15 protein-coding genes are annotated in these 19,015 nt (G+C 64.6%); 3 read left to right on the top strand and 12 right to left on the bottom strand.

What is annotated here, in order from left to right; genetic code table 11:
• Positions 1–207 precede the first annotated feature (207 nt).
• Positions 208–1,245 carry a hypothetical protein gene (locus EJV47_RS14080; RefSeq protein WP_126693796.1) on the top strand — a complete coding sequence of 346 codons (1,038 nt, stop codon included), beginning with the start codon at positions 208–210 and terminating at the stop codon, positions 1,243–1,245.
• Positions 1,246–1,570: 325 nt separating this feature from the next.
• Here EJV47_RS14080 and EJV47_RS14075 read toward each other — a convergent pair whose 3' ends face one another.
• Positions 1,571–2,104 carry a GNAT family N-acetyltransferase gene (locus EJV47_RS14075; protein WP_126693795.1) on the bottom strand — a complete coding sequence of 178 codons (534 nt, stop codon included), beginning with the start codon at positions 2,102–2,104 and terminating at the stop codon, positions 1,571–1,573.
• 190 nt (positions 2,105–2,294) lie between these two features.
• Here EJV47_RS14075 and EJV47_RS14070 point away from each other — a divergent pair, with 190 nt between their 5' ends.
• Positions 2,295–3,179, top strand: a complete 885-nt coding sequence (locus EJV47_RS14070) for an SDR family NAD(P)-dependent oxidoreductase (protein ID WP_126693794.1) — start codon at positions 2,295–2,297, stop codon at positions 3,177–3,179.
• 223 nt (positions 3,180–3,402) lie between these two features.
• On the opposite strand, the gene EJV47_RS14065 is transcribed toward EJV47_RS14070, so the two are convergent.
• The 9 genes from EJV47_RS14065 to EJV47_RS14025 form a co-directional block, all read right to left on the bottom strand.
• Complete coding sequence (locus EJV47_RS14065) at positions 3,403–3,864, bottom strand: hypothetical protein (RefSeq protein ID WP_126693793.1); 462 nt, start codon at positions 3,862–3,864, stop codon at positions 3,403–3,405.
• Positions 3,865–3,986: 122 nt separating this feature from the next.
• Positions 3,987–4,955 carry an AAA family ATPase gene (locus EJV47_RS14060; protein ID WP_126693792.1) on the bottom strand — a complete coding sequence of 323 codons (969 nt, stop codon included), beginning with the start codon at positions 4,953–4,955 and terminating at the stop codon, positions 3,987–3,989.
• Between the two features lie 97 nt (positions 4,956–5,052).
• On the bottom strand, positions 5,053–6,432 hold the full coding sequence (locus tag EJV47_RS14055; RefSeq protein ID WP_126693791.1) for a peptidylprolyl isomerase: 1,380 nt from the start codon (positions 6,430–6,432) through the stop codon (positions 5,053–5,055).
• Positions 6,433–6,813: 381 nt separating this feature from the next.
• Positions 6,814–9,144 (bottom strand): peptidylprolyl isomerase, encoded by a 2,331-nt coding sequence (locus EJV47_RS14050; protein WP_126693790.1) that lies wholly within the window; start codon positions 9,142–9,144, stop codon positions 6,814–6,816.
• A gap of 108 nt (positions 9,145–9,252) precedes the next feature.
• Positions 9,253–9,663 (bottom strand): ATP-binding protein, encoded by a 411-nt coding sequence (locus EJV47_RS14045; RefSeq protein ID WP_126693789.1) that lies wholly within the window; start codon positions 9,661–9,663, stop codon positions 9,253–9,255.
• A 39-nt stretch (positions 9,664–9,702) separates the two neighbouring features.
• Positions 9,703–10,032: an STAS domain-containing protein gene (locus tag EJV47_RS14040; RefSeq protein ID WP_126693788.1), complete on the bottom strand. Its 330-nt coding sequence runs from the start codon at positions 10,030–10,032 to the stop codon at positions 9,703–9,705.
• 20 nt (positions 10,033–10,052) lie between these two features.
• Positions 10,053–12,134, bottom strand: a complete 2,082-nt coding sequence (locus EJV47_RS14035) for a GAF domain-containing SpoIIE family protein phosphatase (protein WP_126693787.1) — start codon at positions 12,132–12,134, stop codon at positions 10,053–10,055.
• Between the two features lie 194 nt (positions 12,135–12,328).
• Positions 12,329–13,807 (bottom strand): IMP dehydrogenase, encoded by a 1,479-nt coding sequence (guaB, locus tag EJV47_RS14030; protein ID WP_126693786.1) that lies wholly within the window; start codon positions 13,805–13,807, stop codon positions 12,329–12,331.
• A gap of 196 nt (positions 13,808–14,003) precedes the next feature.
• Positions 14,004–14,786: a DUF2490 domain-containing protein gene (locus EJV47_RS14025; protein WP_126693785.1), complete on the bottom strand. Its 783-nt coding sequence runs from the start codon at positions 14,784–14,786 to the stop codon at positions 14,004–14,006.
• Positions 14,787–14,986: 200 nt separating this feature from the next.
• Between EJV47_RS14025 and EJV47_RS14020 the strand changes: the two genes are divergently transcribed.
• A complete protein-coding gene (locus EJV47_RS14020; protein WP_126693784.1) occupies positions 14,987–15,829 on the top strand; it encodes an FRG domain-containing protein in 843 nt (280 codons plus the stop codon).
• A 180-nt stretch (positions 15,830–16,009) separates the two neighbouring features.
• On the opposite strand, the gene hrpB is transcribed toward EJV47_RS14020, so the two are convergent.
• Together hrpB and EJV47_RS14010 are read right to left on the bottom strand one after the other, a co-directional pair.
• Positions 16,010–18,595, bottom strand: a complete 2,586-nt coding sequence (gene hrpB, locus EJV47_RS14015; protein ID WP_126693783.1) for an ATP-dependent helicase HrpB — start codon at positions 18,593–18,595, stop codon at positions 16,010–16,012.
• A gap of 91 nt (positions 18,596–18,686) precedes the next feature.
• Entirely contained in the window at positions 18,687–19,013 is a 327-nt protein-coding gene (locus tag EJV47_RS14010) for a rhodanese-like domain-containing protein (RefSeq protein WP_243651157.1), read from the bottom strand.
• Positions 19,014–19,015 lie beyond the last annotated feature (2 nt).

The following is a 19,015-nucleotide window of genomic DNA, read 5'->3' as shown; positions in this document are numbered from 1 at the left end:
GAAGCCCGGGGCTGATACGGTAAAAACCGCGTCAGGGCCGTTCTCGGGCGGCTTTTTCTAACACAGCCGACCGCCTTTTTGTGCCAACTGCGCAATAAATATATGAGAAAATCTTTGCTAAAACTATTAGTAGCTGGGTTTCTGATTTTTATAAGCCCGTTAGCATGGGGGCAGCTCGACAACCGGGCGTTTCAGTACCGTGCCCCGGTGCGAGCCGAGTACGACAACCAGCTGCGGCTGGCGGTGCAGAGCTTCCTGTTCACGAAGGATAACGAATATTTCAACAAGATTTTCGAGGGCCGCACCTACTACGGCACCCAGCTGGCTACCCGGCTGGCCTACTTTCCCAGCCCCAAGCTGCGGCTCGAAGCGGGCATCTTCCTTTATAAGGACTACGGCAACCCCCGGATGCGGCAGGTGCAGCCCTTGTTCACGGCCATTTACCAGACGGGCCCGCACCGCATCCTGTTCGGCAACATCGACGCGCACCTCAACCACAACTACATCGAGCCCCTGTTCGACTTCGAGCGGGTGATGCTCAACCGGCTGGAGGAGGGCATGCAGTACCAGTACACCACCCGCCGCTGGGACATCGACGCCTGGGTGGATTGGCAGCGGCAGCAGTACCGCTTCAGCGACTTTCAGGAGCGCATTGCTGGCGGGCTGGTGGCCGATGCGGCCGTGGTGCGCGACTCCAGCGGCTGGCTGGTGCGGGTGCCGTTCCAGTTTCTGGCCATTCACCGCGGCGGCCAGCTCGATACCATCGAAACGCCGCTGCTGACCCTGTTCAACTTCGCCAGCGGCCTGCGGGTGCGCAAGGAGGTGGGCCGCAAATTCCTGCACAGCTGGTACGCCGACGCCTACGGCACCTTGTTCCACGACTACTCCTTCACCCGGGAGCTGCCCTACAAGAACGGCCGCGGCCTGTACCTGAACCTGGGGGCCGACACGCGCTTCTCCAAAATCCAGCTCAGCTACTGGCGCGGCAACGGCTTTATTGCCCCCCAGGGCGGCCCGCTCTACCAGTCGATTTCCTACACGGTGCGCAACCCCAATTACACGGAGCGCAACCGGCACCTGCTTATCCTGCGCCTGTTCAGCGACTATAAGCTCACCGACGGCCTCACCCTGAGCACCCGCTTCGAGCCGTTCTATGATTTCACCAACAAGCAGGTGGAGTTTTCCTTCGGTACCTACATCAACTTCAACCGCGAGTTCCGCCTGACCACGCTCAAGCGGGACTGACGGGGTTACGCAGGCGAAAGTGCCGCCGGGGCTTCCGGTCGTTCGGAAACAATGGTTTGCCTTCTACTAGACTTCCGGTTGGCCCGGAATCAGTTTTTTATGAGCTACCGGACTTCCGGTCGGCTCATAAACCATTGTTTTTGCTCAACCGGAAGTCCGGTTGGCTCGGAATCAAGTGTAAGAGCCTCAACCGGAAGTCCGGTAGCTTTCCAACAATGGTTTCCGAGCTACCGGACTGCCCGAACGCTCTGATGCAATGGTTTTACCCGTATCAGTGGGTACGGAAGCCTGGTTAAGAGCCAGCAATCAGCCGCCGGACCAGTTATCAGCTCGGGCTCAGCGCGTAGTGCCAGATGCCCGGCTCGTCGGGCCCGACGCGCTGGAAGCCCAGGGCCTCGGCGGTAGCCTGGCTGCGCACGTTGTCGGGGTGGCAGCGCAGGGTGAGCAGCTGGGTTTCGAGCGGGCCGAAAGCGTATTGCACCACGGCGGCCAGGGCCTCGCGGGCGTAGCCCCGGCCCTCGGCGGCGGTGGCCAGGTAGTAGCCGATTTCGCCGGTGCGGATGCGGGGCGTGTCGGGCTGCAGGCTGATGTCGCCGAGGTACTCGCCGCTGGCCTCATGCCAGATGCCCCAGACCAGCAGGCGCCGCTGCCGCCACTGCTCCCCGAACAGGCGCAGCTGCTGCTGGGCGTCGGCGTAGGTGCGCACGGCGGCCACGCGGCGCGGGAAGGCCGGCTGCAGGCGCGCCCCCTCAGCCGCGAGCAGGCCGAAAAAGGCCGGCGCATCGGAGAGCAGGTAGGGGCGCAGCAGCAGGCGGGCCGTGCGCAGGGGCGTCGGGGGCAGCGTGGGCAGGAGCGTCATAGGCGGCGCTATGGCACACGCAAAGCGGGCCGAAACGGTTGCGCGGGAGAGAAGTCGGCGGCCAGAAAATGGCTAGCAGACAGCCTCAAGCGGTTTATGGTCGAGTAACCCCGGCTGCGGCTGCCCGTTAGCATTAAGCCCCGGGCCATGGAGCGGCGCGGATTCTACCCACACCAAAACCCTAGTTCAGATGAATCGATTAGCAGGCAAAGTAGCCATTGTCACCGGCGGAGGCGCGGGTATCGGCGAAGCCATCAGCAAGAAATTCGCCCGCGAAGGCGCCGCCGTGGTTGTGTGCGGCTTCCCCGAAGACCCGGTGGAGGCAGTAGTTGAAGAAATTCAGAAAGCCGGCGGCCGGGCCGTGGCCTACACCGGCGACATCAGCGTGCAGGAGCAGGCCGAAGCCTGCGTGAAAGCGGCCGTCAAGGAGTTCGGGCAACTCGATATTCTGATCAACAACGCGGGCGTATTCCCGGCCACTGGCACCATCGATAAGTACCCGGTGGAGGCGTTTCAGTACATGATCAAGAACAACATTTACTCCTGCTTCATGATGACGCGGGCGGCCATGCCGGAGCTGCAGAAAACCCGCGGCAACGTGGTGTCGGCCGGCTCGGAGGCGGGCTGGATGGGCATTCCCGAAAACACGCCCTACGGCGGCACCAAGGGCTTCGTTCACGCTTTTATGAAGGGTGTGGCGGTGGAGCAGGCCAAGGAAGGCGTGCGCGCCAACTGCGTGTGCCCCGGCCCAGTAGACACGGCCTGGACGCACAAGGAAACCGGGCCGATGTCGGCCAAGATGGAAAAGCAGACCGTGGAGGGCACCCCGATGGGCCGCCGCGGCACCCCCGAGGAAATTGCCAACGTGTACCTGTTCCTGGCCTCCGACGAAGCCAGCTACGTCACCGGCGCCCTGTTCTTCGCCGACGGCGGCGTGACCAACTCCAAGGGCCCGCACGGCGCCGAGGTGCCCAGCAAGCTCAAGCAGGAGCCCGAAGGGGAGCTGGACCTTAAGCACGAACACGACGGCCACGCCGAAATCCGCAAGCAGGACCAGTGGCAGCATTTGGGGTAAGGCAGACGGCTCACCCCGCAGTCATTGCGAGCGAAGCGAAGCAATCCTTCCTCCAGTAGCACCGCCGTTACAATGCCTGCCGCCCGAAAACGGCCCCGCGCGAAACCAGAGTTGCTTGGTTTCGCGCGGGGCTGTTTTGAGTTATTGCCAGTTGGGCCGTCGTGCCACGAGAGGAAGGATTGCCGCGCTTCGCTCGCAATGACAGCGGGGTGAACCGCTCGTTCTACCGCTGCGCCGGCAGCGTCGAAATCAGGGCGGCTTCGCTCAGGTGCGGGTGGCGGTACTGGGCGGGGCTACCCAAGGACTGCTGGGTGCGCATCACGTTCATCTGCCGGGCGGCCTCGTTGAAGAATTCCAGGCGGCGGATGAGCATTTCCTTGGTCAGCACGCGGCCCTCGGGCGTCTTCATGTAATCCTTCGCGTTGTCGAGCAGGCGCTGCATGATAGCGTTGCTGGCCTCGAAGCTGGCTTCGTACTGCTGCTTGAACTCGGCCACGCGGCCGAGGCCGTCGGTGCTGAGCTTGAAGCTGGCGCCGCCGTGGTTGAGCACTTCGCTCAGCACGTAGATTTCCAGGGGCAGCGAGGTTTCGAGGGCCGTGGTACGCAGGTCGAGGCCGGCGCGCAGGGCATCGTCCACCATGTGCAGGTTGCGGGGAAAGCTGTCGTAGTAGCCTTGGACTTCCATGAGGGTCAATTAAAAATTGAGAATTAAAAATTAAAAATGAGGTGTCCAACTGACCAAGCTACCGCGAAAGATTGGCGGCGCTACGCCAATTTTTAATTCTTCATTTTTAATTTTTAATTCCCTTAAAGGAGTTCCTGAACGATTTGGTCCACCGATACGCCTTCGGCTTCGGCCTTGAAGTTGCGCACGATGCGGTGGCGCAGGATGGCCGGGGCCACGGCGCGCACGTCCTCGATGTCGGGGGAGTATTTGCCGTTGAGCAGGGCGTTGCACTTGGCCCCGATGATGAGCTGCTGCGAGGCGCGCGGACCGGCGCCCCATTCCAGCAGCTGAGTGGCACGCTGGGCGGCACGGGCCCCGCCGGGGCGGGTTTTGTGCACCAGCCCCACGGCGTACTCAATTACGTTGTCGGTGACGGGCACGCGGCGCACCAGGTGCTGGAAAGCGTCGATTTCGTCGGCCTGTAGGATGCGCTGCACCGTGGGCTTGATGTCGGCCGTGGTGTTCTTCACAATCTGCAGCTCGGCCTCGTAGCTGGGGTAGTCCAGCGTGATGTTGAACATGAAGCGGTCCAGCTGGGCCTCGGGCAGCGGGTAGGTGCCTTCCTGCTCGATGGGGTTCTGGGTGGCCAGCACGAAGAAAGGCTTCGGGAGCTGGTAACGCTGCCCGGCCACCGTCACGGCCTGCTCCTGCATGGCTTCGAGCAGGGCGGCCTGCGTCTTGGGCGGGGTGCGGTTGATTTCGTCGGCCAGAATGATGTTGGCGAAAATCGGCCCCTTGACGAACTGAAACTCGCGCTGCTGATTCAGCGTCTCCGAGCCCACGATGTCGGAGGGCATCAGGTCGGGCGTGAACTGAATGCGGTTGAAGGAGAGGTCCAGGGCGTTGCTGATGGTTTGCACCAGCAGCGTCTTGGCCAGGCCCGGCACGCCCACCAGCAGGGCGTGGCCCTGCGAAAACACGGCCGTCAGCATCAGCCGCACCACCTCGTCCTGCCCGACGATAACCTTACCGATTTCCTGCCGCAGCGTGCGGTACGACTGTGCCAGGGCGTCAGCCGCTTCTTTGTCCGAGGAGAATTTTTGAGACATGAGAACTGAGACGTGAGATACTAGACTTCGGATGCAGGGGCGCGACAGAGAAATGTGAAAAAGCTCTCACATCTCACTTCTAACTTCTCACCTCTAGTTACTGTTCGGTATCCAGCAATTTGCAGTCGGCGTACTGCGGGTCTACTTCGATAAACACGGTGCCGCGGTTGCGGGCAAACCACTCGTCGAGGGCTTTATTTTTCTTCTGGTTCAGCGCCGCCGTCGAAATCTTCTGGTAGTCGTCCTTGAGGTTGGCCTGGTGGGGCGGCGTATTCGACTTCAGCCAGATGATGCGCACCGCGTCCTTGCCGTCGTCGGTGCGGTAGGGCAGGGGCTTCGAGATGCTGCCCACCTTCATTGTGTCGATGGTGAAGAAGATGGCCGGGTCGAGCTGGTCGAGGGGGAGGTAGGAGCTACCGTCGCGGCGGTTCTGGAGCAAGCCGCCGTTGCCGCTGGTTTCCTTGTCCTCGGAGTTGTCCTTGGCCGCCTTGGCAAAGGTGAGGCTGTCGGCCTGAATGCGGGTGCGCAGCTTCAGCAGCTCCTGCGAGGCCATGTCCACGTCGGTGCCGCCCGTCGGGGGCTTCATCAGGATGTGGCGGGTATTGAAGGTGTTGCCCTTCTTCTCAATGAGCTGAATGAGGTGGTAGCCGAACTGCGACTTCACGATGGGCGAGAGGCCGCCCGGCTGCAGGCGCATGGACGCCGCCTCGTACTCGGGCACCAGCTGCCCGCGGCCGAAGAAGCCCAGTTCCCCGCCCTGCTTAGCCGATACCGGGTCCTCGGAGTACTGCCCGGCCAGCTCGGCAAAGCTGGCGCCGGCCAGAATCTGGGCGCGCAAATCGTTCATCTTGGCCAGCGTAGCCTGCTCGGCTTTGGCGTCGGGCTTGGCCAGCTTCACAATCTGGCCTACTTCTACCTCGGTGGAGTAGTAGGGCAGCGAGTCTTTGGGAATTTTGTTGAAGAACTGCCGCACCTCGCGCGGAGTCACCGACACCTTGCCGGCAATCTGGTCCTGCATTTTCTGCTGCACCAGCTGCTCCTTCACCTGCACGCGCAGCTCTTCCTTGAGCTGGCGCAGAGGCTTGTTGTAGTATTCTTCCAGCTTCTTCTCCGAGCCAATCTGCTGCACGAAATAGCTCATGCGGCGGTTCAACTCGCCGGTCACCTGCTCATCACTGACCACCACCGAGTCGGTTTCGGCCTTGGCCAGCAGCAGCTTGTTGAGCGTGAGCGACTGGAGAATCTTGCACTGAATGTCGGGCGGCAAGGGTTTGCCTTCGGCCTGCTGCAGCTGCTGCTGGTAGATGGTTTCCAGGTCGGAGCGCAGCACAATCTGGTTGTCCACCTTCACGATGATGCCGTCGATTACCTGGCGGCCGGGGCTGGGGCGGCCGAGGCCAGCCAGCGTCTGCGCCTGGGCGCTAAGGGTAATCAGGGCCAGCAGCACCAGGGCCGCCAAACGAAACACTTGAGTCATGTCAGAAGAAAAAGCAAAGGCGACGCAGCTGGTAGCGGGCTGGGCGGCCCCGAGTCAACTCGTCGCTCCGTTTTTGGCCAACGCCAAAAGCGGCCGGTAAATTTCAACATAATTAGCTGCGCAGACAAAAAGCGCCGCCTCAATGCCGGAAAGAGCCCCGCCGCCGGGCCAGGGTTGCAAGGCCCGGTATAGGCTTGGGCCGGCGGCTAATCAATTTCAGGCAGAAATACACCCGTGTGTACCCGCACGCCCAAAACCAGCCGGCTTAAAAATAGTGGTGCCACGACTTTGGAGTCGTGGCACCACTCGTTCAATCGTCTACAACCGAAGGTCAGCGAAGCTAAAATCCGTGCAAGCCGACTAATTCAGTTGAATCCGTGATTATTGCTTGGTCACCAGCTTGTTGACCTCAGCTTCGTTGACTTTCACCGGGTACTTGGCGCGCAGCTCCTTGATCCACTCCTGCTCCAGGTAATTCTGGTAGTCGGAGGTAGCCTGACCACGGGCTTCGGCCAGGGTTTTGGGGCCGGCGGGCAGCACTTTTTCCACCTTCACGGTGTAGTAGCGGCCGTCCTGCTGGCTGGTGTAGGTGCCGGGCTGCTGGGGCGCCGCGTCCACGGCCTTGTTCTCGCCTTTGGGGAAGGCGCGCTGCTGCACCTGCACCGCCAGCGGGTTCTGGGCATTCATCATGTCCTCCAGGCCGCTGAGCTGGCTGGTCGTCAGCGCAATCTTAGCGGTAGCGGCGGCCGGACGAGCGTTGGTGGCGGTGCTGATGCGGCCGGCGGCCACTTCACTCTTCTTCAGGTAGTCGGCCAGGTGCTTGGCGCGGGCGGCGGCCAGGCTGGCTTTTTCGCCCGACTTAATCTGGCCGGTCACGCGCACCCGCAGGGTCGTATCGGCCTTCATGCGCTCAGCCAGTTCCTTCTCCAGGATCAGGCCGGCCTTGCTGGGCGTAGCGGAGTTGGCGTTGAATTGCAGCTCCCCGGGCACGGCGCGCTGCACAGGGTAGCGGCCCACGGCCAGCTGCTGCTGGGCCTTCTTCAGCAGCTCCGGCGAGGCGGCGCTGATGACGGTGGCCTGCACGCGCGGCTCCCACTGGTACTTGGCCTGGTTGGCCGCGAAGTACTTCTGCAGGCCCACGGTATCCTCAATGGCCTTCGACCACACCTTCTCGTCCATGAGCTGGAACAGCAGAATCCCGTCGCGGTACTCCTTCACCAGCATGCGGTAGTCCTCGTGCTTGGTTTCCAGGTTGGCGCGCTCGTAGTCCATCAGGCTCTGGTCCACAAACTGGTCGTAGAGCAGCTGCATGGCGTAAGCGGGCGAGGCACCGGGGCGGGCCTGCTGGCGCTGCTCCACGAAGGTGCCGAAGTCCTTCACCGTGTAGGGCTTGGCGCCGATGGTGAAGACGGGCGTTTCGCCGGCCACGGTGCTCTTCTTGCCCTTGGCGGCCGGTACGTTGCTGAGCTTGGTGATAAAGGCGTCGGTCTTGAAGCGGCCGGCCGTCAGGGCCGTGTCGGCCTGGGTTAGCAGCAGCTCCTTCACCGGGGCCAGCTCGGTGAACTTGTTTTCGACGCGCACCCGCTTGATGAAGGCGGCGCGGTTCAGCTCCGAGCGGGAGTCCTTGGCTACTTTCTGCTTAAGGCCGGGCTCCATCTGCTCGAACGTGGGCACGGGCTGCTTCTCGATGAGCTTGATGATGTGCCAGCCGTAGGGCGTCTGCACCGGGCCGGCCAGCTGACCGGGCGTCTGCAGCTTAAACGAAGCCTCTTCGAACGACGGAATCATGCGGCCGGTGCCGAAGGGCGGCAGCTCGCCGGCGTTGGCCGCCGAGCCCTGGTCTTCGGAGAACTGGGCCACGAGCTTGTCCCAGTTTTCGCCCTTCTGCAGGCGGCTGTACAGCTCGTCAATTTTCTTGCGGGCCACCGTCGAGTCGGCCTTGGGCATGCCAGGCGTGGCCCGGATCATGAGGTGCGCCACCTTGATTTCGCCCTGGGCCGGGCGCATGTCGTTGACCTTGATGAGGTGGTAGCCGAAGCGCGTGCGCAGCGGCTGCGACACCTGCCCCACGGGCGTCTTGTAGGCGGCGGCCTCGAAGGGATATACCATCTGCAGGGCCGTGAAATAGCCCAAACGGCCGCCGTTTTCGCGGGCCGAGGGGTCTTCCGACGTTTCGCGGGCTACCTTCTCGAAGTCCTCGCCGCCGGTTACGCGCTGGCGCAGGGCCACAATCTTGTTGTAGGCATCCAGCGTGTCCTTGGGGTCGGCCTCCGGCGCAACGCGGATCAGGATGTGCGAGGCGTTGACTTCCTTCTGGGAGTGCTCGTAGGCCTCGCGCACCAGCTGGTCGGTCACGCTCTTCTCCGTGAGGTAGGGCTGAGCCAGCTGCTGCTTGTAGCCGTCCAGCTCGCGCTTGAAGGCCTGGGTGGTGTCGAGGCCTTTGCTTTCGGCTTCCAGCACCTTGAGTTTGAAGTTGGTGTACAGGTTGAGGTATTCCTGCACGCTTGCACGGGTACCGGCGTCCGGAGCGGAGCTGTTGTTCTTGCGGTACACGTAGGCAAACTCCGAGGCGGGCACCTCGTGGGTGCCCAGGGTCATCAGCGTGGGCTGTGAGGTGGCGGAGCTAGCAGTGGGCGTTTTAGAGGCTTGGCACGCGGCCAGGAATGTCGCCGCGGCGGCGGCGCCCGAAAACAGAATGCGGGAGTTACGCATACAAACTAATTGGCACGAAAAAGCCGTCCAACCCCTCGCTCACGCCAGTTGCGGACGGCTGCTTGTCGCAATGTTACGCAAAAATCGGCCCACCCCAAGGCTTGAGCCTCAGGGCAGGCGCTTGCTCAGGCGACAGAAATTGCGGGTGCCAATGGTGGTGTACTCCACGTGGTCCATAATTCGGTTGACCAGGGCAATGCCCACGCCACCCTTTTTACCGGTGCGGATGTGCTCCTGCAAATCCGGGTCGCGGTACTCGGCGGGGGAGAAGGACTGTCCATCATCCTCGGCTTCGAAGCGGAACTCGTGCGGCTCCATCTCGATGCGGATGTCGAGGTGTTTGTTTTCGTCCTCGTGGTTGGAGTGAATAATGAGGTTGGCCACGATTTCGTCGACGGCTAGGATGATCTGGTTCTGCAGGATATCCGACAGCTGGTGCTGCTGCAGCACGCCCGCCACAAAATCGCGCACCGTCTTCAGGTTGCTGCGGCTGCAACTGACGCGGATGGTGTGCTTCATGGCGGGGTGGGGTGGCGCGGCGGCGTGAGGGCGGCAGAATTATACCGCGGTGGCTTCTTGCTGGGTAGGCACGATGGTCATCAGCGAATCCAGGCCCAGAATTTCAAATACGTTGTGGACTTTGTCCTGCATGTTGAAGAATACCAGCTTCACGCCGGCGTCCTGGAAGCGCTGCAGGTGCGAGATGAACACGCCCAGTCCGGCCGACGAAATGTAATTCAGCCGTTGGCAGTCAATCATCACTTTGCGATAATTCAGGACCTCGGGCTTGGTCAGCTCCGTATCGAGCGAGACGGAGGAGCTGGCGTCCAGCTCGCCGTCGAGGCTGAGCGTAAGGGTATCGTCGGTGGCGTGGTGTGCAATTTTCATAGCTGCGTTTTACGCGGCGGCTAGGCGACGGGTTGGGCGTTTTTGAACTTAATGACGAGCAGCGTCTGGTCGTCGAAGGGCGGCAGGCCGCGGCTAAACTGCTCCAGGTCGCGGATGATGCTCTGCTTGATTTCCTCGGCTTCGAGGTAGTGGCTGCGCTCCAGTAGCTTACGTAGTCGGTCTTCGCCGTATTCCTCGTCCTGGGCGTTGCGCGCCTCCACGATGCCGTCGGTGTACATCACCATCACGTCGCCGGGGTTGTAGTCGTAGTACATATTCTTGATGCGCTTCTCGTAGGAGGCATCCCGAATAATACCGAGCCCGAGGCCTTCCGTCTGGAAATAGAACGTTTCTTCGGTAATGGCATTGTAGTAGAGCGTGTGGCAATGCCCGGCCCGCGCAAAGGCGAAGCCCCGCTCCTTGTAGTCGACGATGTAAAAGGAAGCGGTGATAAACGAGCTGCGCTCCAGGCAGTGGCTCAGGGCCTGGTTGGCCATGGCCATAAACTTGCTCGGCTGCAGGGGCTGGCCCTTGGCGGGCTGATCCAGCAGCATCAAGGAGTGGAAGATGCCCTTCATCTGGGCCACGTGGAAGGCCGCCGTGGTGCCCTTGCCCGATACGTCGCCGATGATGATGGCAATGCGCGAGGCGCTCAGCTGCAGGAAGTCGTAAAAGTCGCCGCCGACCTCGCGGGCGGGCAGGCTGTGCCAGCGAATCTCAAACCAGCTGTCGGCCGGCAGCGTCTTCGGAATCAGGCTTTCCTGCACGATGCTGGCAATCTTGAGCTCCTCCTTCACCCGCTCCGTCTGCAAGGACTCTTCCAGCAGGCGCAGGTTCTCGATGCTGAGCACCGTCTGGCTGGTGAAGATGTGCAGCAGGCTCAGGTTTTCGCGGTCGAAGCCCTGGCGCGTTTCCTTCAGCAGGTAGAGCGTGCCGTAATGGTGCTTCGAGGAGCGCAGCGGCATCACGATGAGCGAGCCGTAGGGCAGCTCCAGGGCCCGGAAGCCGGCGCTGTTGGGCAGGTCGTTGTTGAGGTACTCGATGTGGCCGATGTTGTAGTCGGCCAGCAGGCGGCAGATGCCCTCCCGCGTTTCGGTATCCACCTGAAACGCCAGGCTGGGTGCCGAGCCTTCCGAGCCCAGGTCCAGCCACGCCGCATCGGCCTCCATGGTCTGCACGGCGGAGTCGAACAAGAGCGAGTAGACCTCCTTTTCGCTCTGCCCTTTCTGAATCAGCTGCGAAAGGCGCTGCATGCTCAGGATTTCCTCGCGCTTCTGCTCGAACACGCCCGCTGTGGGCAGGTTGAACAACGTCACCAGGAAGCCCATGACGGCGTAGAAGCCGGCGAAAAAGCTGGTCAGCACCAGAAAGGCGTGCTGGGCCAGCGGACCGGCCAGCTGCGGGTCGCGCTGCAAGCTCAGGAAGTACACCACGAACACCGCCATGACGCCCAGAATGGCCAGCTGCAGGAATACAACTTCCCATTTCTGGCGGCGGTTCAGGTAAGCTATCCACTGCTGGTGCGCGCTCAGATACACCCCCAGGCCGGCCAGCGCCAGCAGCACCGGCAGCACCACCCAGGGAATAGAGTCGCCGCTGAGCAGACGGAACATCAGGGCCACGCCGAGCAGGATTTCAAACCAGCGCCACTCCTGCCGGGTGCGGGGCTGCGCCCGGAAAAACACCAAGGACCGCCACGTGTAGCAGGTGCGGGCCAGGAAGTACACGAAAAGGCCGAGGTTGATGACGTAGAACGCGTTCAGCAGCACCGCACTGCGGGCGGGCACGTAGCTGGCCAGCAGGCGCTCGGCCAGGTGCAGCACCACGCACACGGCCGCCAGCGCCCCGGGCCACACCAGCAGCTGGCGCATCAGGGCAACAAACTCGGTGCCGCGCAGCCGGTCGGGGCGGGAGCGTTCGTGCAGGAAAAGCCCGGCGGCAAACAAAGCTTGCACGGTCAGAATCAGCCAGTCGGGCGGGGTGCCCCACTGGGCAGCTGCCGACGGACTGGCGCGCAGCAGCATGCACACCAGCAAGCCCAACCAGCTGAGCACGGCCACGGGCAGCGCCATCGGGGTTAGCTTGCGGAGAAATGCCATCATGCGAGGTGGAGGGGCAACGAGCGGCGAAGAATTAAGGGCCGCATAAGGGACAGGAGGACCAAGATACGAAGCCCCCACAAAATCGATAGTGGCTTTAACGAGCTTTTAAGGCGGAAGGGGTGAGGCTCAGTCCCTAACAAAAACCGCCACCCGAAAGTGGGTGGCGGTTCTGACAAATGCAAGCCGGCCGCGGCTTAGCGCGAGCTGTAGTTGGGCGCCTCGCGGGTAATCTGCACGTCGTGGGGGTGCGACTCGCGTAGGCCGGCGCCGGTGATGCGCACCATCTGGGCCTGCTGCAGGGTGGGCACGTCGGCGGCGCCCACGTAGCCCATGCCGGCGCGCAGGCCGCCCACCAGCTGGTACAGCACCTCGGCGGCGCTGCCCTTGAAGGCCACGCGGCCCACAATGCCCTCGGGCACCAGCTTTTTCACGTCGTCCTCGGCGTCCTGGAAGTAGCGGTCCTTGGAGCCTTCTTCCATGGCTTCCACCGAGCCCATGCCGCGGTAGGTCTTGAACTTGCGGCCTTCGTAGATGATGACCTCGCCGGGCGCTTCTTCGGTGCCGGCCAGCAAGGAGCCAATCATGATGCTGGAGGCCCCGCCGGCCAGGGCTTTCACCGCGTCGCCGCTGAACTTAATGCCGCCGTCGGCAATGACCGGGACGCCGGTGCCCTGCAGGCCGCGGGCGGCTTCCATCACGGCCGAAAGCTGCGGCACGCCGATGCCGGCAATGATGCGGGTGGTGCAGATGGAGCCGGGGCCCACGCCCACCTTCACGGCGTCGGCGCCGGCGTCGGCCAGGGCCTTGGCGCCGGCGGCGGTGGCCACGTTGCCGGCAATCAGCTCCAGCTGCGGAAACTCCTGCTTCACGCGGCGCACCATGTCGATAACGCCCTTGCTGTGGCCGTGGGCCGTGTCGATGCTGATAACGTCGACGCCGGCTTCCACCAGGGCCTTCACGCGGTCCAGAGTGTCGGGCGTCACGCCCACGGCGGCCCCTACGCGCAGGCGGCCGAATTCGTCCTTGCAGGCGCGGGGGCGGCTGCGGCGCTTCCGGATGTCGCGGTAGGTGATGAGGCCCTGCAGGCGGCCATCGGCGTCCACCACGGGCAGCTTCTCCACGCGGTTGTCCTGCAGCACGGTTTCGGCCTGGGCCAGGTCGGTGCCGACGGGGGTGGTGATGAGCCGCTCGCCGGGCGTCATCAGCTCCGTCACCGAGCGGGTCAGGTCCTTCTCGAAGCGCATGTCGCGGGAGGTGAGCAGGCCGCGCAGGCGCCGGTCGGCATCCACGATGGGAATACCGCCGATTTTGTTGTCGCGCATCAGCTTCTGGGCATCGGCCAGAGTGGCCGTTTCGCCGAGCGTGATGGGGTCGAGCACCATGCCGCTTTCACTGCGCTTCACGCGGCGGACCTGGTTGGCCTGCTGCTTGATGCTCATGTTTTTGTGAATGAAGCCGATACCGCCTTCCTGGGCCATGGCAATGGCCATTTCCGATTCCGTCACGGTGTCCATGGCGGCCGAGACGAAGGGGATGTTCAGGGTGATGCGGCGGGTCAGGCGGGTGCCGGCGTCGGCGTCGCGGGGCAGAACCTCGGAGTAAGCTGGCAGCAGCAGTACGTCGTCGTAGGTCAGGGCCTCGAAGGCAATCTTGGCGGCGGGGTCGGCGGCCATAGGCAAAAGGCTGTTAAAGCGTAGTTGACTCCTTTTGCCGCGTAAAATTAGGGCGAAAATTTGACTCTGAGCGAATCCGCCGCTTACTTAATAGAAAGCTAATCAGCCAAAGTGCCCCGCTGCTGCCCGCCGTCGGACGGGAAACCACAGCGGGGCATCCCGGGTGCTCAAGACTCCCGGATGGGGCGGCCGGTGACTAATCCACGGCCGGGGCCGGCTCCAGGGGCGGGGTATGGTCGCGGCGCAGGTCCACGTTCAGAATCACGCTCAGCTGCAACGTGTGGTTGTGCTCGAACACGCGGCCGTTGCGCTGCTGCACCAGCTGATTCAGGTAGCCGGCTTCCAGGTTCACGAATTTGCTGGCCGCGTAGCCGAAGCCCGCGTACAGGCGGTTCTGGTCGAAGATGTTGTTGCGCACGCGCCGGCCGAAGTTGATCATCACCTCGTCGGAAGCGGCCAGGTAGGGCATGCGCGGCTCGATTTTGGGGCCGAACAGCGGCAGGGTCAGGCGCAGCAGGTAGCGGGCGCGGTTCTGGTAGGTATAGTCCAGGTCGCCGGGCCAGTGAATCCAGCGCTGCTCCAGGCGGTAGCGGTGCTGCAGCTGCACCGGGCCGGCCTCGTCGCGCAGCAGAATTTGCTCGTAGAGGCGGTGTTCGGGCGAGTTGCTGCTGGCCGGAAAGTCGCCGTAGGGAAACGACTTCTGGTAGGCGTAGCCGGTGCTCAGCATCAGCTTGGGGCAGACGTGGTAATCGACGGCCCCGCGCACCAGCGTCTGCTGGGGCTTGCGGCCTTGGTCGGCGCGGCGCAACTGGGCCTCGGTGTACAGGCCCCAGTGCTCGGAAAGGCGGAAACTGCCGTTGTACACCAGCCACAGGTGACGGTTGTTATCGGCCACGCGGCCCTCGGTGGTCTGAGCAAAAGCGGGCTGCACCGCTCCCAGCAGGAGCAGCGCGCCAATCAGGCGGGAAAATAAAGGCATGCCGGGTGGGAAAAGGCGGCGGTGTTACGAAACTGTTACCGAATATCGACTAATGTTACCGGAATGTTACGGCTGAGTATGTTAAGTTTTGCCCGGAACGGTGTTAAGTTTTTCGGGCCAGACTTGACTGGCCGCTCGGCCATATCCCGGCGGCGGCAACTTTGCGTACTTGCAGGGCCGTTCCCCCAACGCCTTCCCCCGTGGCCAGCTCCCCAAACGAAATTGAAGTCAGCTCCTGGGAGGAGCTGCAGCACGTCCTGTTCCGCGACACCTGGGACGGCCGCATCGGCCGTTTCCGCTCCCCCTTCGTGTACCGGGGCGTCCGCTCCCGGGCGTACACGCTCAGCACCAGTCTGCAACGCCTCGGCGGGCCCTACCACGAGTTGGAAAACCACCTGCTGCGCAACTTCCGCAAGTACGCCAACGACACGGCCATTCCCGATCAAGCTTCGGTGTGGGACTGGCTGGCCGTGGCCCAGCACCACGGCCTGCCCACCCGCCTGCTCGACTGGACGTACTCGCCCTACGTGGCCCTGCACTTCGCCACCGACGACCTCGACGCCTACCACCAGGACGGCGTTATCTGGGCCTTGAACTACGTGAAGGCCGCCGAGTACATGCCCGAGCGGTTGCGCGAGGCCCTGCGCGCCGAGGGCTCCAACGTGTTTACGCCCGAGTTGCTGCAGCCCGTGTGCCGCAACCTGCGCGAGCTGGCCGACATGCAGCCCGAGCAGCCGTTCCTGCTGTTCCTGGAGCCGCCCTCTCTGGATGCGCGCATCATCCACCAGTACGCCCTGTTCGCGCTGATGTCGACCCCGCAGGCGGGCCTCGACAGCTGGCTGGAAGAGCACCCGGAGCTGTTTTTCCGCATCATCCTGCCGGCCCGGCTGAAGTGGGAAACGCGCGACAAGCTCGACCAGGCCAACATCACCGAGCGGGTGCTGTTTCCGGGCTTAGGCGGGCTGAGCCGCTGGCTGCACCGCCACTACAGCCCCGCCCACCGCGGCAACCTGCGCCTCGACGGGCTAGATTTGCCGGGTTGATTTAGCGGGATTCTGGCGGCGTGCTGCGGCAAGTCGGAGGCACTTCTGCGGTCAACCTGAAGAAGGGCACCGTAACCGTGCACATGTGTCGCGCGTGGTGCAGAAGGCGCCAATAGGCTCTGGGCAGACGCAAGGGACCCGCCCGCGGCTCGTCGCGAAACGGATTTGCGCGCTACGGGCCTACTGACCTTCCAGCCGCTTCTTGGTAAGCTTGGTGGGCACGTGGGTCATGGGGTCGTCGGGCCAGGGGTGCTTGGGGTAGCGGCCGCGCAGGTCTTTGCGCACCTCGAAGTAGCCCGTCTGCCAGAAGCTGCGCAGGTCGCGGGTAACCTGGGCAGGGCGGCCGCCGGGGCTGAGCAGGTGCAGCAGCAGCGGCACCCGGCCCGCCGCCACGGTGGGCGTTTCGACGAGCCCAAACAGCTCCTGCAGCTTCACGGCCAGCACCGGGGCGGCCGGGTCGCTGTAGTCGATGCGGACGTGGGAGCCGCTGGGCACTTCCAGGTGCGAGGGCGCAAGGCGGTCCAGCTCCTGGCGCTGGGCCCAGCCACCGGGCAGGCGCTGCAACAGCATTTCAGCCACGTCGAGGCGGCCGACTTCGGCGAGGCTGCGCAGGCCGGCCAGGTTGGGCGCCAGCCAATCGGCGGCGTCTGCGAGCAGGGCTTCGGTGGCAGTAGCGGGCCAGTCGGCGGGGGCGAGGTGGTGCAGGAAAACCAGCCGCTCCTGCGTCTGCCGGGCGTGGTCGGTCCAGCTGAGGGCGCGCAGCTCCCCGTCGAGCACGGCCCGGAGCAGGGCGGCGGCCACGTCGTCGGCGCTGGGGTTGGGCAGGTTGGCTTCGGACAAGACCAGGGCACCCAGGCGGCGCAGCTTGCGGGCCAGCACCCGGCCGGTGGCGGCGTCGAACTGCACCTCGGCCTGCTCGCTGATTTGCTCCTTGAACAGCTCCTCGACCTCGGCCTTGGTCAGCGGGGCGGCCAGGGCGGCGCGCGGGGCGTTGGCGGGACCGTCGAGGTGGGCGGCGGCTAAGAACACGTCGGAGCCGGCGAAGAACTCGGCGGGCAGCTGTACCCGCTGGCCGGTGACCAGGCGCAGACGGTCGGCTCCTTCACGCTGACCGAGGCGGTCGGGGTAGGCTAGGGCGGCCAGCAGCCCGGCCAAATCGGGCTCGATGTCGGCGGATCTGACGCCGGCACGGCCGCGCAGGGCAGTGGCGGCTTCGCGCACCCGGCGCAGGCCCTGCGTATCGGGCTGCAGGCCGGGCAGGGGGGCGCGGCCGGTTTGCAGGGCTTCGAGGCGCAGGCGCAAATCGGGCGGGGCGGGGCGGCCGTCGGTGGCGCGCAGGATGTCGCGCTCGGCCAGCAGGGCGGCTAAGGCGCAGGCCGTGGCGCCGTGGCCCAGCTCCCGGCCGCGCACTACTAGGTGGCCCAGGCGCGGCGGAAGGCCCAGGCGGGCCAGCTCGCGGCCGTGGCCGGTGGGGCGGAGCGGTGACTGAGTGGCTGAGTGAATGAGTGAAGTATCGGGCGCTTTGGGGGCGGCGGGCTCCACGGCCCCGAGGCGCAGCAGCAGCTCCCGGGCCTGGGCCAGGGCGGGGGCGGGCGGCGCGTCGAGCCAGAGCAGGTTCGGGGCTTCGGCGCCCCAGAGGGCCAGTTCCAGGGCCAGGGCGCTGAGGTCGGCGGTGAGGATTTCGGGCGCCAGGTGGGCAGGCAGCGCCGCGTGGTCGATTTCGGGCCAGAGGCGGTAGCACACACCGGGGCCCAGGCGGCCGGCGCGGCCCCGGCGCTGGTCGGCGGCCGCCTGGCTGACGGGCACGGTTTCCAGCGTCGTCAGGCCCGTACGCGGCACGAAGCGCGGCACCCGGGCAAAGCCGCCGTCGACGACCACCCGCACGCCTTCGATGGTAAGGCTGGTTTCGGCAATGCTGGTGGCCAGCACCACTTTGCGGCGGCCGGCGGGGGCGGGGCGCAGGGCGGCGTCCTGCTTGTCGAGGGGCAACTCGCCGTGCAGCACGTGCAAATCCACATCCTCCGCCAAGCCGGCTTCGAGCCGCTCGCCCACGCGGCGCTGGTCGGCCAGGCCGGGCAGGAACACCAGCACGTCGCCGGGGTGGGCATACAGGGCCTCGCGCACCACGGCCGGCGTCAGCTCGGCCAGGCGGTCGGTGGGGCGCGGGGGCAGGCCGGCGGCCCGGCGCGGGTTGAGGTAAATGGTGTCGACCGGGTGCATGCGGCCCTCACTGCTCACCACCGGGGCCTGCAGCCAGGGGCCGAGCCGGGCCGCATCCAAGGTGGCCGACATGACCAGCAGGCGCAAATCGGGCCGCAACACCTGCTGGGCGTCCAGCGTCAGGGCCAGGCCCAGGTCGGCCTGCAGGCTCCGCTCGTGGAATTCGTCGAAGAGCACCGCGCTGATGCCTTCCAGGGCCGGGTCGTCCTGCACCAGGCGCGTCAGAATGCCTTCCGTCACCACCTCAATGCGGGTGCGGGCCGAGACTTTGTTTTCCAGCCGCACGCGGTAGCCGACGGTCTGGCCCACCGGTTCGCCCAGCAGCTGAGCCATGCGCGTGGCGGCGGCGCGGGCGGCCAGCCGGCGCGGCTCCAGCATGATGATTTTGCCCTCGGCCGGCCGCCAGGGCGCCTCCAGCAGGGCCAGCGGCACCAGCGTGGTCTTGCCGGCGCCGGGCGGGGCCTGCAGCACGGCGCGGTTGCCAGCCTGAAGGGCTGCCAGCAGCTCGGGCAGCGCGGCGCGGATGGGCAGGTCGGGGAGGAGCAAACGGTGAGATGGTGAAGTGGTGAAATGGTGAGTTTGATGTTCAGGCTGCGTGGACGGCACTCACCATTTCACCATCTCACTAGTTCACCACCTAATACACCGGCACCGCCGGGTCGACGCGCACCGACCAGGCGTGGATGCCGCCGCGCAGGTTCAGCAGGTTCGTCAGGTCGTGGCGGTGCTGCAGATAGGCCAGGGCCTGCATGGAGCGTACGCCGTGGTGGCAGATGAGCACCACGGGCTGGTCGGCGCGGATTTCGTCGGCGCGGCGGGCCAGCTCGCCCAGCGGAATGAGCTGGCTGCCCTCGATGCGGCAGTACTCGAACTCCTCGGGCTGGCGCACGTCGATAAGCTGCAGGGCTTCGCCGGCATCCAGGCGGGCGCGGAGTTGTTCGGGCGTGAGTTCGGGCAGGGACACGG

The organism is Hymenobacter gummosus (assembly GCF_003970915.1).
GTDB classification, from domain to species: Bacteria; Bacteroidota; Bacteroidia; order Cytophagales; family Hymenobacteraceae; genus Solirubrum; species Solirubrum gummosum.
This window is presented reverse-complemented; position numbering and strand designations above follow the sequence as displayed.

Coding starts and splice junctions, on each gene's coding strand:
- EJV47_RS14075 (WP_126693795.1), bottom strand. CDS start 2,104: ATGACGCTCCTGCCCACGCTGCCCCCGACGCCCCTGCGCACGGCCCGC.
- EJV47_RS14070 (WP_126693794.1), top strand. CDS start 2,295: ATGAATCGATTAGCAGGCAAAGTAGCCATTGTCACCGGCGGAGGCGCG.
- EJV47_RS14065 (WP_126693793.1), bottom strand. CDS start 3,864: ATGGAAGTCCAAGGCTACTACGACAGCTTTCCCCGCAACCTGCACATG.
- EJV47_RS14060 (WP_126693792.1), bottom strand. CDS start 4,955: ATGTCTCAAAAATTCTCCTCGGACAAAGAAGCGGCTGACGCCCTGGCA.
- EJV47_RS14055 (WP_126693791.1), bottom strand. CDS start 6,432: ATGACTCAAGTGTTTCGTTTGGCGGCCCTGGTGCTGCTGGCCCTGATT.
- EJV47_RS14050 (WP_126693790.1), bottom strand. CDS start 9,144: ATGCGTAACTCCCGCATTCTGTTTTCGGGCGCCGCCGCCGCGGCGACA.
- EJV47_RS14045 (WP_126693789.1), bottom strand. CDS start 9,663: ATGAAGCACACCATCCGCGTCAGTTGCAGCCGCAGCAACCTGAAGACG.
- EJV47_RS14040 (WP_126693788.1), bottom strand. CDS start 10,032: ATGAAAATTGCACACCACGCCACCGACGATACCCTTACGCTCAGCCTC.
- EJV47_RS14035 (WP_126693787.1), bottom strand. CDS start 12,134: ATGATGGCATTTCTCCGCAAGCTAACCCCGATGGCGCTGCCCGTGGCC.
- guaB (WP_126693786.1), bottom strand. CDS start 13,807: ATGGCCGCCGACCCCGCCGCCAAGATTGCCTTCGAGGCCCTGACCTAC.
- EJV47_RS14025 (WP_126693785.1), bottom strand. CDS start 14,786: ATGCCTTTATTTTCCCGCCTGATTGGCGCGCTGCTCCTGCTGGGAGCG.